Source organism: Roseobacter phycocola, assembly GCF_042055075.2.
Lineage (GTDB): Bacteria > Pseudomonadota > Alphaproteobacteria > Rhodobacterales > Rhodobacteraceae > Roseobacter.
Genome location: NZ_CP194010.1, coordinates 3,662,665 through 3,676,837, shown reverse-complemented (window position 1 = coordinate 3,676,837; position 14,173 = coordinate 3,662,665). Strand labels below are relative to the sequence as shown.

Annotated in this window: 15 protein-coding genes; 5 read left to right on the top strand and 10 right to left on the bottom strand. The window is 58.7% G+C overall.

Features of this window, described 5'->3' with window-relative positions:
- The 5 genes from AB4K19_RS18210 to AB4K19_RS18190 all read right to left on the bottom strand — a co-directional run bounded on the left by AB4K19_RS18210 (window position 1) and on the right by AB4K19_RS18190 (window position 3,327).
- Window positions 1-375, bottom strand: a complete 375-nt coding sequence (locus AB4K19_RS18210; RefSeq protein WP_375229672.1) for a GFA family protein — start codon at window positions 373-375, stop codon at window positions 1-3.
- Between the two features lies 1 nt (window position 376).
- Window positions 377-997, bottom strand: a complete 621-nt coding sequence (locus AB4K19_RS18205) for a LysE family translocator (RefSeq protein WP_375229671.1) — start codon at window positions 995-997, stop codon at window positions 377-379.
- Window positions 998-999: 2 nt separating this feature from the next.
- Window positions 1,000-1,572, bottom strand: a complete 573-nt coding sequence (locus tag AB4K19_RS18200; RefSeq protein WP_375229670.1) for a helix-turn-helix domain-containing protein — start codon at window positions 1,570-1,572, stop codon at window positions 1,000-1,002.
- 97 nt (window positions 1,573-1,669) lie between these two features.
- Window positions 1,670-2,143, bottom strand: coding sequence for a GAF domain-containing protein (locus tag AB4K19_RS18195; protein WP_436399553.1), 474 nt, complete (start codon window positions 2,141-2,143; stop codon window positions 1,670-1,672).
- 11 nt (window positions 2,144-2,154) lie between these two features.
- Window positions 2,155-3,327, bottom strand: a complete 1,173-nt coding sequence (locus tag AB4K19_RS18190) for a thiolase family protein (RefSeq protein ID WP_375229668.1) — start codon at window positions 3,325-3,327, stop codon at window positions 2,155-2,157.
- A gap of 83 nt (window positions 3,328-3,410) precedes the next feature.
- On the opposite strand from AB4K19_RS18190, the gene AB4K19_RS18185 reads away from it, so the two are divergent.
- The 3 genes from AB4K19_RS18185 (at window position 3,411) to AB4K19_RS18175 (ending at window position 6,068) form a co-directional block, all read left to right on the top strand.
- Window positions 3,411-3,749: an STAS domain-containing protein gene (locus AB4K19_RS18185; protein WP_375229667.1), complete on the top strand. Its 339-nt coding sequence runs from the start codon at window positions 3,411-3,413 to the stop codon at window positions 3,747-3,749.
- Window positions 3,750-3,774: 25 nt separating this feature from the next.
- Window positions 3,775-4,224, top strand: coding sequence for an ATP-binding protein (locus tag AB4K19_RS18180; RefSeq protein WP_375229666.1), 450 nt, complete (start codon window positions 3,775-3,777; stop codon window positions 4,222-4,224).
- A gap of 266 nt (window positions 4,225-4,490) precedes the next feature.
- On the top strand, window positions 4,491-6,068 hold the full coding sequence (locus AB4K19_RS18175) for a gamma-glutamyltransferase family protein (protein ID WP_375229665.1): 1,578 nt from the start codon (window positions 4,491-4,493) through the stop codon (window positions 6,066-6,068).
- A gap of 10 nt (window positions 6,069-6,078) precedes the next feature.
- On the opposite strand, the gene hspQ is transcribed toward AB4K19_RS18175, so the two are convergent.
- Window positions 6,079-6,405, bottom strand: coding sequence for a heat shock protein HspQ (hspQ, locus tag AB4K19_RS18170; RefSeq protein ID WP_375229664.1), 327 nt, complete (start codon window positions 6,403-6,405; stop codon window positions 6,079-6,081).
- Window positions 6,406-6,488: 83 nt separating this feature from the next.
- Between hspQ and AB4K19_RS18165 the strand changes: the two genes are divergently transcribed.
- Entirely contained in the window at window positions 6,489-7,370 is an 882-nt protein-coding gene (locus tag AB4K19_RS18165; RefSeq protein WP_375229663.1) for an AEC family transporter, read from the top strand.
- 74 nt (window positions 7,371-7,444) lie between these two features.
- On the top strand, window positions 7,445-8,032 hold the full coding sequence (locus tag AB4K19_RS18160) for a lytic transglycosylase (RefSeq protein WP_375229662.1): 588 nt from the start codon (window positions 7,445-7,447) through the stop codon (window positions 8,030-8,032).
- A gap of 3 nt (window positions 8,033-8,035) precedes the next feature.
- Here AB4K19_RS18160 and AB4K19_RS18155 read toward each other — a convergent pair whose 3' ends face one another.
- The 4 genes from AB4K19_RS18155 to AB4K19_RS18140 form a co-directional block, all read right to left on the bottom strand.
- Complete coding sequence (locus AB4K19_RS18155; protein WP_375229661.1) at window positions 8,036-8,641, bottom strand: LolA family protein; 606 nt, start codon at window positions 8,639-8,641, stop codon at window positions 8,036-8,038.
- A gap of 98 nt (window positions 8,642-8,739) precedes the next feature.
- Entirely contained in the window at window positions 8,740-11,523 is a 2,784-nt protein-coding gene (locus AB4K19_RS18150; protein WP_375229660.1) for a DNA translocase FtsK, read from the bottom strand.
- 19 nt (window positions 11,524-11,542) lie between these two features.
- The gene (locus AB4K19_RS18145) at window positions 11,543-12,724 is read right to left on the bottom strand and encodes an aminotransferase class I/II-fold pyridoxal phosphate-dependent enzyme (protein WP_375230932.1); all 1,182 of its coding nucleotides are present in this window, start codon (window positions 12,722-12,724) and stop codon (window positions 11,543-11,545) included.
- A gap of 108 nt (window positions 12,725-12,832) precedes the next feature.
- Entirely contained in the window at window positions 12,833-14,161 is a 1,329-nt protein-coding gene (locus tag AB4K19_RS18140) for an amidase (protein WP_436398489.1), read from the bottom strand.
- Window positions 14,162-14,173: the final 12 nt, after the last annotated feature.

The window sequence follows — 14,173 nt, the reverse complement described above, 5'->3', positions numbered from 1 at the left end:
TCATGTCTCCCTTTGCGGCTCGCTGGCCGCGATTTCGTAGTAATCGCCCTTGTCGGCGGTAAAGATGTGGCCGCGCAGGCGCAGCCCGGTCGGCCCGTCGATCGAGCCGGTTGAAAAGCAGGTGAAGCCGTCATCCTCGTGCTCCCAGAACAGGGCTGAGCCACAGGTCGGGCAGAACCCGCGTTTTGCTTTGTCGGACGACTGGTACCAACGCACGTCGCCTTTTATTTCGAGTGATCCGTCCTCGACATACGACGAGGCCCAGGCATGACCGGACTGTTTGCGGCACTGGTTGCAGTGACAGACAGCAGGCGCCCCGGGTTCTCCTGTCGCCTGCCACGTCACCGCGCCACAAAGACAACTGCCTTTCAGCATCTCAGGTCCTCCCCGGCGTTGAAGACGCGCCAAGCAGCACGCCGTAGACGATAAAACAAAGCGCCAGGACGCGGCGGACCCAGACATTGAACACAGCTCCCAGCGCTGCCCCTCCAAGACCCGCGCCAAGTGCCGTGAAACCCACATAGCTGAGCGCTGTCAGGGTCAGTGCAGTTGGCACAATGACCACCATTTGCTGCATGAGGGGCACGTCGGGTTGCACAAACTGCGAAAATGCAGCGAGATAGCCCGCCACGCTTTTGGGATTGATCGTAGCCACTGCAAGCGCATGCAGATACACAGAACGCGCCGGACGCGGTTCGAACGTGACGGGCTTTGACGCATTCATCCAGCCGCGCACGCCCATCCAGATCAGAAACCCGGCACCCACCAGTTTGGCGACAAAGAAACCCGTTGGGGACGCGGCAATGAGCGCTGTGACACCCAGCGCGGACAGCACCAGAAACAGGCTGGCCTGGGTCAGGATGGCCAGCACGCCCACGAGCGACCGGCGGATCCCAAGAGTCATGCCGTTATTAATACAGTTCACGGCGTTCGGCCCCGGTGTCGTCACAAAGACGATCCAGAACAACGCGAATATGGTCCAGGCCTCAAAACTCATCGTCAGTAAACCGGTGGTGCGATGACCCAGATCGCTTCTGCGGGTTCTGTATAGGGGTTTGACCAGCGGAAAGGCTCACCGCGGATACGAAAGCTGTCACCCGGGCCGACCGTATGGTTTTGCCCTGCAATCCAAAGATCCAGTTTGCCGGAAATCATATAGCCCACTTCCTGGGTCGGGCGTGTCACGGTTTCCGAAATGCCGCTTGATGGCTGAAACGTCGAATGGACCATTTCAAAGTCGTCCGTCAGATCCGGAGAGAGCAGTTCTTCCACGAGCCCCGCAACCGACGACCCGATAGGTCTGCGTGCCGTCTGGCGCACGATATGCCCGGCTTCGTGTGCTGGCGCGGCCGAATGCCGGAAAAGCATGGACACAGAGACATCCAGCACCGCTGCAATCAACCGCAGATCGGAAATCGAGGGTTCAGATTTGTCGCGTTCCACCTGGCTGAGCCAGCCAACCGAGCGCCCGAGAGCACCCGCCAGATCGACGAGCGTCATACCACGGGACTTGCGCAGGGCCCTAAGATCGGCGCCCAGAGTATCCGGTTGTGTTGGCAGACTGTGGTGCATGCGTGATTCATGAAATTCTGTTGGCTTTTTTCATGATGTCGCATCAAAATGAAAAAAGCCAGAAAAATTTCACGGATTTTTCACGAATATCCGTGCGCTACAGCCGATCAAAAACACTGCGCAGAATTGCCTCAAGTGCCGTGGCATCTTCTGATGAGAATGCATCCGGCTGATCACTGTCGATGTCGAAGACAGCGATGATCGTCCCCGCTCCGTTGCGAACCGGCAGAACCAGCTCGGAACGGGTCGAAGAGGCACAGGCGATGTGCCCTGCAAAAGCATCGACATCCGGCACCAGCTGCACTTCACCTGTCCGTGCAGCTGCGCCACAGACACCGCGGGAAAACGGAATAACCAGGCACCCGTGCCCGCCCTGATAAGGCCCTACTTTCAGGACTTCCGGTTCGGTGACCCGGTAAAAACCCGTCCAGTCGAACCGCGCGTCCGAATGGTGCACTTCGCAGGCAACCGTGGCCATCAGCGCAATTTCGTCCGTCTCGCCTTCGGTCAGCGCCAGAACGGATTGTGACAAAGCATCATAGTCGGCGCGTGCTCCGGTCACATCAGCCACCTTGTTCACGTTCACACCCTCTCGATCGCAATGGCCGTGCCTTCACCGCCGCCAATACAGATTGCGGCGACACCCCGTCTGAGATCGCGTTTTTCCAGCGCATTCAGAAGGGTCACGATTATCCGCGCACCGGACGCACCAATCGGGTGCCCTAGGGCGCAGGCGCCGCCGTTCACGTTCACGATGTCGTGGCTGAGGCCCATTTCGCGCATGAAAGCCAGCGGCACCACGGCAAAGGCCTCGTTCACCTCCCACAGATCCACGCTGTCAGCATTCCAGCCGATACGCTCCAGCAGACGTTGCGCTGCAGGAACCGGCGCGGTCGTGAACAGACCAGGATGCTGTGCATGGCTGGCATGGCCAACAACACGTGCGCGGACATTCAGGCCCTTGTCAGCGGCAACAGCCTCTGATGCCATGATCAGAGCCGCAGCACCGTCCGAAATTGACGACGAATTGGCCGCTGTGACGGTGCCACCTTCGCGGAAGGCTGGTTTCAGATGCGGGATTTTTTCGGGACGCGCAGTGCCAGGCTGTTCATCAGCCGAAACCGTCACCGACCCTTTGCGGGTTTTCACTTCCACCGCAGCGATTTCGCCATCGAACGCACCGTTTTCAGCCGCCGTCAGCGCACGCGACAGTGATGCCAGCGCATATTCGTCCTGAATGTCCCGGGTGAACTGGAACGTTTCGGCGCAGTCTTCGGCAAAGGTGCCCATCAGTCTGCCCTTGTCGTAGGCGTCCTCGAGACCGTCGAGGAACATGTGGTCGACGACCTGCCCATGCCCCAGCCGCGCGCCACCGCGCATTTTGGGCAGGACATAGGGAGCGTTTGTCATGCTTTCCATCCCACCGGCGACGATCACATCGCTCTGTCCAAGAGCAATCTGGTCAAATGCCACCATTGCAGCCTTCATGCCGGACCCACACATTTTGTTTAGTGTCGTCGCAGGAACCTCTTCCCCCAAACCGGCGGCAAAGCCAGTCTGACGCGCCGGAGCCTGACCCTGACCGGCAGGCAGGACACACCCCATAAGCACCTCATCTGCCGAAGCAGTGCCTGCGTCTTTCAGGGCGGCCCGGACAGCAGTGCCACCAAGTTCTGCTGCTGTCATATCAGACAGCGCGCCCTGAAAACCGCCCATCGGTGTTCGTGCGGCCCCCGCTATCACCACATCGCGCATGCCCTGTCCTCCTGACATCCTAAAGGGTTTCGTAAGACTTCACCGGTACAAAACCGGTCGATCAATATTCCGGTGACTTTACTATGGAACTATCGACAAAAACAGAAGAGCAGTTGCGCATTGTGTCCGTAGAGGACACGAGGATCGATGCGGCTGTAGCACTTGAGTTCAAAGACGCGATGCGCTCTGAGACTGACAATGGGCCCGACCTTGTCGTGCTGGATCTGAGCAAAGTTGAGTTCATCGATTCCAGCGGTCTTGGCGCAATTGTGGCTGCTATGAAAAACATGGGCGCTGAACGCAAACTGGCGCTTGCCGGGCTGACACCGACCGTACAGCGCGTTTTCCAGCTGACCAGAATGGATTCTGTTTTCAGCGTTTTTCCAACCCTCGATGGCGCCCTGGCCGAACTGCGTAACTGACGAGCCCGAAAGAAGGACCGAGCCAATGGCTGCGGCAATCCTCCCACCCTTTGAAGTGTCGATCATGAGCAGTGAACTGGCTGTGCGCGACGCTCTGAGCCAGTTTCTCGCAGCTCTTGGTCCGATCGCTCTGGACGTGGAAGAGGCGGGAACCATTGAACTGGTGCTCGCGGAAGTGCTGAACAATATCGTGGAACACGCATACCCGGCAGGCAGTGCATCCGGCCCCATCGATATCAGATGCACGCATCGCAAAGACGGACTGCATGTAAGCATCACCGATTCCGGGCTGGCGATGCCGGATGGTCAGCTGCCGCTTGGGAATCAGGTGTCCGTTGATGTCGATCTGGATGACCTTCCGGAAGGCGGCTTTGGGTGGTTCCTCATTCAGGATCTCGCAAAGGACGTCCACTATGCCCGTAACGGCAGGAAAAACAGACTGACCCTGCGGCTGCCGGTCGGGATAGTGATGTAAAGGGAAATTTAAGACCTGAGGCATCCGGTCTTACTTTCTTCCCAATTATTCCTCAAACAAACAAATTCGCTTCATAATGCGGCCTTGTTCAGAAGGCATAACTGATCCTGTAGCTGCATATAGCTTCCCTCGGCGCCGCGTCTAATAGCCCCCACCCAGTGCGCGGCGTCGAGGACTTCCTCCCCTCACATCTTCGCTACTTCCGTGCTGTGGACATCCCGCTGCCGCGCACTAATGTGCAACGGGCCTGCAAAAGAGGGGACATCATGCGCGATTTTCATTTTCCGGGACGCTCTCCCGTTCTTGCCACCAACGGTATGTGCGCAACTTCCCACCCCCTTGCGGCGAAAACCGCCATCGACGTTCTTGAACGTGGCGGCAACGCAATGGATGCCGCCATCTCTGCTGCGGTACTGCTTGGGATCTGTGAACCCCAGATGACCGGTATTGGCGGAGACTGTTTTGTTCTCTGGGCCGACACAGCAGACGGCGAAGTGAAAGCACTGAACGGGTCAGGCAGAGCGCCCGCTGGTGTCGATGCAGCTGAACTCAGAGATGCCGGCTACAGCAAAATTCCCGTCGACAGCCCGCATGCGGTGACCATCCCGGGCGCAATTGACGCATTCTGTTACCTGTCAGACAAATTGGGCCGCATCGGCCTTGATGCCCTTCTGGAACCGGCGATCCGTTATGCAGACAGCGGCGTTCCGGTCGCGGACCGGGTCGCGTTCGACTGGGAACGCGATGCCTGGGTTCTGCAGGGGCGGGCAAAAGACTACTATATGATCAATGGGGCCCTGCCAAAGGGCGGCGAAATCTTTGCGGCCCCCGGTCAGGCCGAAGTCCTGCGCCGGATCGCACAGAAAGGACGCGACGCCTTCTACGAGGGTGAGATTGCCGAGGACATGATCAGCGCGCTGACGGCCCTTGGCGGTAAACATACGACAGATGATTTTGCCAGTGTTTCCTGCACACCAACGACACCGGTATCGGGCACCTACAAGGATCTGGAGGTGGTAGAGCATCCGCCAAACGGACACGGCGCAACTGCTATCCTGATGATGAACATCCTTGCTCAGTTCGATATTGCCGCAATGGATCCGTTTGGCACTGAACGCACGCATATCGAAGCCGAGGCGGCGAAGCTCGCCTATGATGCCCGGAACCGGTTTGTGGCGGATGCCGACTATATGACCCGTCTGGACCACATGCTCAGCATGGATACCGCGAAACAGCTGGCCGCGCTGATTGACCCGCGCCTTGCTATGGCATCGGCAACATCGCTCAGCGAAACTGTGCACAAGGAAACGATTTACATAACGGTTGTGGACCGGGATGGCATGTCGGTTTCCCTGATTTATTCTGTATTCAATGGCTTCGGTTCCGGAATTGCCTCCGACAAATTCGGTATCCTGCTGCAGAACCGCGGCGCCGGGTTCACGCTCGAAGAAGGCCATCCGAATGAGATGAAAGGCGGCAAGCGCCCGCTGCATACGATCATTCCGGGGATGATCCGCAAGAACGGCAGGATCATCATGCCATTCGGTGTTATGGGCGGCGCCTACCAGCCGCACGGTCATGCGCGTTTTGCATCAAACCTCGCCGACTTTGGCATGAACCCGCAGGCCGCCATCGACGCGCCCCGCTCCTTCCCGGATCAGGGGAACATGAAAGTCGAACGCGGTTATTCGGACGCTGTCCGGCAGGAGCTGGCAGACAAGGGTCACGATGTTTCGATACCGGACACGGCCATCGGTGGGGCACAGGCCATCCTGATGCGCGATGATGGTGTGCTTGAAGGCGCCAGTGATCCGCGCAAAGACGGCTGCGCCCTAGGGTACTGATCCTTCCGGATCAGTTCATCTGGAAATGCAGAGGATATGCGCCGTCCTGGAACGGCCCAAAAAGGTCGCCGATGTCCGGGTGGTCCACGGGTTCGCCCGAGTAATCCGCCACAAGGTTCTGCTCCGAGACATAGGCCACGTAATAGCTTTGCTCATTTTCGGCCAGCAGGTGATAGAACGGCTGCTCTTTGGCGGGGCGGCTATCCTCGGGAATCGCTTCGTACCATTCCTCGGTGTTTGCAAACTCCGGATCGACGTCAAAAATGACGCCCCGGAACGGATGTTTCCGGTGCCTGACTACCTGACCAAGGTGGTATTTCGCGCGTGTACCAATCATAACAATGCAGACCTACCGACCGTACCTAACCGGTTCAATAGCCATTTGTCCATTTCGGGGACCTCAATTCCAGGAAACAGATTGTGAACCTTGCGCTGACAGTGCTCGAAATCGTGTCGCCGGTTTTTCTGCTGGCGGCTATCGGTTTTGCGTGGGTGCGGTGCGGGCTGGAATACCGGCTGCAGTTTGTCACGCAACTGGCCATGACCCTGTCGTTGCCCTGTCTGATTTTCGTTTCGCTGATGGAAACGGAAATTGACCCGGACGCGCTGACAGCACTGTCGCTTGCCTCAGCGGTCGCTTATGGAGCGGTGACGGCAGCCGTGCTCTTTCTGGTGAAAGCCCTGCGCCTTGACAGCCGCACGTTCACAAGCCCGCTGATCTTCGGAAATACCGGCAATCTTGGCCTGCCTCTGGCGTTGTTCGCGTTCGGGAATGAAGGCCTGAGCTATGCAATCATCGTTTTTGCAGTGATGCTGATCTGGAATTTTACGTTTGGTATCTGGACGGTAGCGGGCCGGGGATCGGGCATGAGGATCCTGCGTGAGCCACTCTTTGGCGGCACAGTACTCGGCCTTCTGTTCATGTGGCAGGGTTGGCGGACACCCGAGTTCCTGACCAACACGCTGTCGCTCGTCGGGCAGATCGGCATTCCTCTGATGCTGATCACTCTGGGCGTCGCCGTGGCGCGTCTGAGGGCCGGCGGTATGCTGCGCGCAGCGTTACTGAGTGCTGTCAAACTGATCCTGTGCACCGCGATCGCCTGGGCGGCAGGGAGGTGGTTTGATCTCGATCCGGTGGCCTTCGCTGTGCTTGTTCTTCAGATCGCCACACCGGTCGCCGTAACCTCATATATGCTTGCGGAAAAATACGGTGCAAAGGCCGACGACGTAGCGGGTCTTGTTGTTTCCTCAACGCTTATGTCGGTAGCAGCGCTGCCTGTTCTGCTGGCAGTTCTGTTATAGAAAACGTGATTTCCAAAAGCCGGTTTTTCAGCTACACTCACGCTCAATAAAAAACATATAAAAGCGAGAGGCAGATGAGCAGAACTCTTCGCGCTTTGGGACTGATTTTGCTGGTAGCTTCCTGTGGCGGCGGCCAGTCTTCGGCACCGCGTAACCTGGATAACGCGTGCCGGCTGGTCCAGGAGCGCCCGCAGTACCTGAAGGCCTTCCAGGCAACGGAACGCAAATGGGGCGTGCCCGTGCATGTCCAGATGGCTACAATCCATCAGGAAAGCCGGTTCGTGGCAAACGCGCGCACGCCGCATAAATATGCGCTTGGCGTTATTCCGATGGGGCGTCAGTCCAGCGCATATGGCTATGCACAGGCGCTTGACGGTACCTGGAAGGATTATCAGCGCGCAACCGGCAAACGGTTTGCCAGACGTGACCGCATCCGTGATGCCAGCGACTTCATGGGTTGGTACATGAACATCAGCCGCGAACGGAACGGCATTTCGCTGTACGATACACGCAACCAGTACCTCGCCTATCACGAGGGACATACCGGTTACGCGCGCGGCTCGTACAACCGGAAATCCTGGCTGCTGAATGTGGCAAACCGGGTGGATGCCCGCGCGGATACCTACCAGGCGCAGCTGGCAGCCTGCAGCGCAAGACGCTGAGCTTCAGCGATCGCGCTGGTTGACAGCGCGGTCGGCACTGAACAGTGACGATGGCAGGTTCATACCTGTCTCAAACTCACCGAGGATAACAGTTGTTGTCCCGCCGTTTGCATCGTTCACAATCCACTGACGCAGTTGAACCGGGTTGTCGGTAAAGCTCATCTGGATGTTTCCGTATTCCGGGTTTTCCGGGTCCTGTGCCGTGACAATTGTGGCCGTGCCGTCAAACGTGTGATTGGTCACCATACTGGCCCGCGCCAGATTAACGTTACGGGCCAGAATCAGAGACAGCGGCGTCCGGCGCAGAGGATAAGTCTCCGGCGGCTGGTTAGACTTTTTGTCGATGATCACAACCGCACTGGCCTCCGCGATCACAAGCGCCTGCTCGGGCGGATCGTATTCAAAACGCATTTTTCCGGGGCGGCTGATAAAGACCTTTCCGGTACTCAGGGTCCCGTCATCATTGATCTGAGTAAAAGACCCCTGTGCCGTTTTCAGACCGTTGAGATAATTGGAAATCGCGTTCAGCGACAGCTGATCTGCGGCCGCCGGACTGATTGCTGCCATTGCCAGGCCAAAGGCCAGAAAACTCCGTCGGATCAGCTTCATGCCGGGTCCCTCACTGCGTTTCACCTGCCCTTTCATGTAGGGCGGCGGGTGTTGCTATGCGATAGCAAACACCCCGAAGCGGCAGAAAGTTCCGCAGGTCAGGTTTGTTCCGGCACCAGAATCTCACGTTTGCCGACATGGTTCGCGGCGGAAACCAGACCCTGCTCTTCCATCTGCTCCACAAGACGCGCGGCCTTGTTGTATCCGATCGCCAGTTTACGCTGGATGTAGCTGGTGGAACATTTGCGGTCATTGATCACAACCTGAACCGCAGTGTCATAGAGCGCGTCTTCGCCATCGGTGTTGCCACCAATTCCCAGGACGGCATCAATATTGCTTTCCGCATCCTCGGATGGCCCCTCGACCACGCCCTTCACGTAGTCCGGCTCACCGAACGCCTTGAGGTGATTGACGATCTCCTCGACTTCCTCGTCCGATACAAACGGGCCGTGACAGCGGGTGATTTTGGCCCCACCAGCCATATAGAGCATATCACCCATGCCCAGCAGCTGTTCCGCGCCCATTTCGCCGAGGATCGTACGGCTGTCGATTTTCGAGGTCACCTGGAACGAAATCCGCGTGGGGAAGTTTGCTTTGATCGTGCCGGTGATCACGTCGACAGAGGGTCGCTGTGTTGCCATGATCAGGTGAATACCGGACGCCCGCGCCATCTGCGCCAGCCGCTGGATGCAGGCTTCGATTTCCTTGCCGGCGACCATCATCAGGTCAGCCATCTCATCGACGATCACCACGATATAGGGCAGTGTTTCAGGCGTGTTCTCCTCGGTCTCGAAAACCGGTTCGCCAGTATCCTCGTCGAACCCGGTCTGAACCGTCCGGCTGAACATTTCGCCTTTTTCGAGGGCTTCACGGACACGGCCGTTATACCCTTCAATGTTCCGCACGCCCATCTTGGACATCTTGCGATAGCGCTCTTCCATCTCGCCCACGGTCCATTTCAGAGCGACAAGTGCCTTTTTCGGATCCGTGACAACTGGTGACAGCAGATGCGGGATGCCGTCGTAGACGCTGAGTTCCAGCATCTTGGGGTCGATCATGATCATCCGGCATTCCTCCGGCGTCAGCTTGTAGAGCAGCGACAGGATCATGGTGTTGATTGCGACAGATTTACCCGAGCCCGTGGTTCCCGCAATAAGCAGGTGGGGCATCTTGGCCAGGTTGGCCACGACAGGGTCACCTCCGATGTCTTTGCCCAGCGCCAGCGGCAGGCGGTGATTGCCATCACCGAAGTCACGTGCCGACAGGATTTCGCGTAGCACGACTTTTTCGCGGGTTTCATTCGGCAGTTCGATGCCGATCACGGACCGGCCAGGGACGGTAGACACACGTGCGGACAATGCCGCCATCGAGCGTGCAATATCATCTGCGAGGCCGATCACGCGGCTCGCCTTGAGACCCGGTGCCGGTTCGAGTTCATACATCGTCACAACCGGTCCGGGCCGGACGGCGACAATCTCGCCTTTGACGCCGTAGTCATCCAGCACGGATTCCAGCATACGGGCGTTTTCCTCGAGCGCTTCATCGCTCAGGTGCAGTCGTGGTACCTCAATCGGATTTTCCAGCAGGCTGAGGGGCGGCAGTTCAAAGCCCGGATGGGACTCGTCAAAGGACAGTGTTGGCTGCGCTTCTGCCTGGGCCCGGCGCGACGGCTGTACTGGTTTGCGCGCGGGCTGCTGCACGACGCGGCGTGGTTCTGCAGCGGGAACAACAGGTGCCTGCGGTACAGGTTCCATAACCTGTTCCTGTGTCACCACGGGTTCCGGCGCCGGCGGAACAGCAGATGCGGTCGCAGTCAGCGGCGGTTCAGCACGCGCACCGGATGTATCCAGGACCAGTGGGTCCGGTCCGCGCCCGCGTCCGCGTGTCAGCGGTGCCGTTTTCGGTGTGTGCACCGCGCTTCCCGAACGCACACGAGACTTTATGACATCCGCGATACGCGCACGAATGCGGTCCTCTCCGGGAGCTTCCGCCTCGCCGTCAAAGTCTTCCGGGTCGACAAGTTCCGGCTCCGGCAGCAGCTCCGGCCTGCGTACAAGACCCGGCATCCTTGAAAAGAGCCCGGGTCTGCTGACCTCGGGATCATGAAAAGCCGGTGCATCCATGGCTGGTGCCACTTCCGTTGCCCTGGCATCGGCTGCTTCGCGTGCTTTGGCCCGGCGGTCTGACGCTTTTGCAGCCATGATCTGGGCTGTGTTCAGTGTGCCGCTCGCGCCTTTACCAAGCAGCGTCATAATGGCGGCATAGATCATCACGAGGCCCAGCAGCAGAAAACGGCCGATCCGCAACAGTTCGTCCTTTGTGAACCCCAGAACAAAGGCCCCAAGCGCCAGGATACCCAGTGCCATCAGCAGAGACATCAGTTTGACGGTCAGAACAGAGCCGATGGGCAACAGTGTCAGAAGAGCCCCCATTACCGTGTCGCCAAAGAGGCCGCCAAGCCCGAAGCTGTGCGTATCAAGCCAGTTGCCCGCCGGTGTCAGGGTCGCCGCGTAAATTGAGCCCGCAGCAATGGCGATCGGCGCGAAAATCAGACGTCCCACGGCCCGTTCGGCACCTTTGTGCAGGGCGAACCGCAGTCCCCAGGCCAGCAGGACAATGCCCAGACCCCAGGAACCCCAGCCAACAATCATAAACAGAGGGGCCGCAATGGACGCGCCTGTGCGGCCCATCCAGTTCTGTGTCGGCGCATCGGTTGAGACCATCCAGTTCGGATCATCCGGCGTGTAGGATGCGATCATCGCACAGGCCATCAGGCCGAGCGCGATCAGAAACAGTCCGAACAGCTCTTTTCCGCGCTTTTCCATGGCCTGCGCCATATTACTGTCCAGCAGCGGATCACGTCCTCTTGTCTGATATGCCATACCTCTGATCCCTCGTCTTTTACTGCGGGTACAGGCAGTCGCGGATCAGTTCGATCCCGCGCGCCGTTTCCGCTTTTGGAGCCACCATGGCGGCTCTGATATATCCTTGTCCGGGGTTTTCGCCGTTCCAGTCCTGGGCCAGATAACCGCCCGGCAGTACACGCACCCCGGTTTCACGCCACAGCTTTACGGCGGCTTCCTCGTCGTTTTTCACCGGCAACCACAGGAAAAAGCCCGCCTCGGGGCTGGCATAGCCTGGTACATTGCCCAGGATGCGATCCGCAATGTCGTACTTTTCGACATACATGGCACGGTTTTCGATGACATGCTCCTCGTCATCCCAGACCGCAGCGGACGCCAGTTGTATCGGAAGTGGCAACGGTGAGCCTGCGTAATTTCTCAGCTGTTTGATCTGCGTGATATTGGCTGCACTGCCTGCAACAAACCCGGACCGCAGACCCGGCAGGTTCGACCGCTTGGACAATGAATGAAAGATCACCACGCGATCCGGATTGGCACCGATGTCATGCGCAACCTGAAGCGCACCAACCGGCGCATCGCCCCGGTAGATTTCTGAATAGCATTCATCCGCGAAAATCCGGAAATCATACTTTTCCGCCAGTTCTATCAGGTCCCGCCAGTAGTCATAGCTGGCCACAGCACCCTGTGGGTTTGCCGGCGAGCAGATATATGCAGCGGTTGTCCGGTTCAGCAGATCAGTTGGCAGGCTGCCGTAGTCGGGCAGGTGCCCGTTTTCCGCTGTGGCAGGCACCATGATGGGATCGGCAGCAACCGACAAAGCAGCAATCATGTAAACCTGGTAAAACGGATTTGGCATCAGAACAGCGGGTTTACCACCAGCCTTCGTCTCCGGGCAGAGCGCCATAACCGCGTTGTAGAGCCCTTCCCGTGTCCCGTTCAGCGCCATAACCTGGGCATCAGGATCCAGCGGGACACTATAACGACGGGATACAAATCCGCAGATTGACTGGCGCAGTTCGGGTGCCGCGTCATTGGGGGGATAGCTGTTAAAGCCTTTTGAATGCTCAACAATTTTATCGGTTACCCACGCCGGAAACGCATGTTTCGGCTCGCCGATTGTCATGTGAACAGGCTCGCCACCGCCTTCGTGCACGTCCAGAAGAGCGCGCAGACGCGGCCATGCATGAGCCGGGAGGTTCGAAAACCGCTCAGGATACACCATTATACTGCCTCAGGTCGGGATCATTTGCGTCCCGTTTTCCCTAAAGTACCCAGCGCGCGCGCCTGCGTCCACAAAAACGCGCAGCTTTATCGAAATTTGTGGCTTTTAGGCCAGAGCCGCCTCGGTCGCCGCACCAATCCGCAGCAACGCTTCTTCCTGATCCGGCGCGCCCATCAGCATAAGGCCGCAGCTTGGCGTTCCTGTTGGCAGACTGAGCGCGCACAACCCCATGAGGTTGCCGATCCGTGTGTTACGCAGCGACAGCAGGTTTTCCGTCACATAATAGTCGTGGTCTGTGTTCAGACGTTCCAGATCCGGCGGCAGGATCGGCGCGGTTGGCAACAGAATGGCATCATACCCGACTGTTGCCCTGTCATAGGCCACCCTTGCGGCTTCAAGCGCCGCCCAGGCCGCGACGTAGTCAGGCGCAGAGTGATTTTTGCCCAGCCGGAACCGCTCAAGTATTTCGCCATACATCGCATCCGGATTGGCCTCAATCACATCGCGCCACAAACCGTAGGCCTCTGACGTATAAAGGCAGGTGGTCAGCGCCATCGCGTCCGTGATTTCCGGAACCTGCACGCGACCAACTTGTGCGCCTGCGTCTCTGAGCTTTGCCGTAGCCGTCTCAAATGCAGCGAGCGGTTCCGCACGCACATCATCGAGAGCCACCGTTTCCAGAACGGCGAAGCGTCGCCCCGCAAGCGTTGCTCCCGTCAGATCAGCAGGTCTGCCGCCCTCAAGCACCGCCAGAAGATGCGCGGCGTCCTCAACAGAACGGCAGAGCGGACCAACCGTGTCAAACCGGAGCGCCAGGGGCACAACGCCCTCAAGGCTGAGCCGCCCGGCAGTTGTTTTCAGGCCCACCAGATCATTCCACGCGGATGGGATACGCACAGACCCGCCTGTATCCGAACCGATACCCGCCGCCGCCAGATCAAAGGCGACCGAAGCCGCGGCACCTGACGAAGACCCGCCCGGCACCGCACCTGAATCGTTGGCACAGGGCGGCGTGGCTGTGCTCGGGTTGTATCCGAGTCCCGAAAACGCAAGCTCGCTCATGTGCGTTTTGCCAAGACACACCAGACCAGCAGCTGTCGCATTCTCCAGTACCAGCGCATCCCGCGACGGAACCCGGCCAGAAAGCAGCTTCGACCCGGCCTCCGTGGCAGTCCCCGCGGTATCAAACAGATCCTTCCAGCTGATCGGCACGCCATCCAGCAGGGAGCGTCGCTGTCCCAGCCGGGCACGTTCGGCGGCCGCACCGGCCTCTGCCAGTGCCCGGTCTGCGGTGATGCGCGCATATATCCTGTCGCGCAGCGGATGCCCGTCAATTGCAGCGAGATAGGTCTTCGTCAGCGCGACCGGATCTATCTCGCCCGCGCCGATACCACGCCCCAGCGCTGTTGCCGACATCTCAAGCCACTGCTGCATTCTGTACTCCCG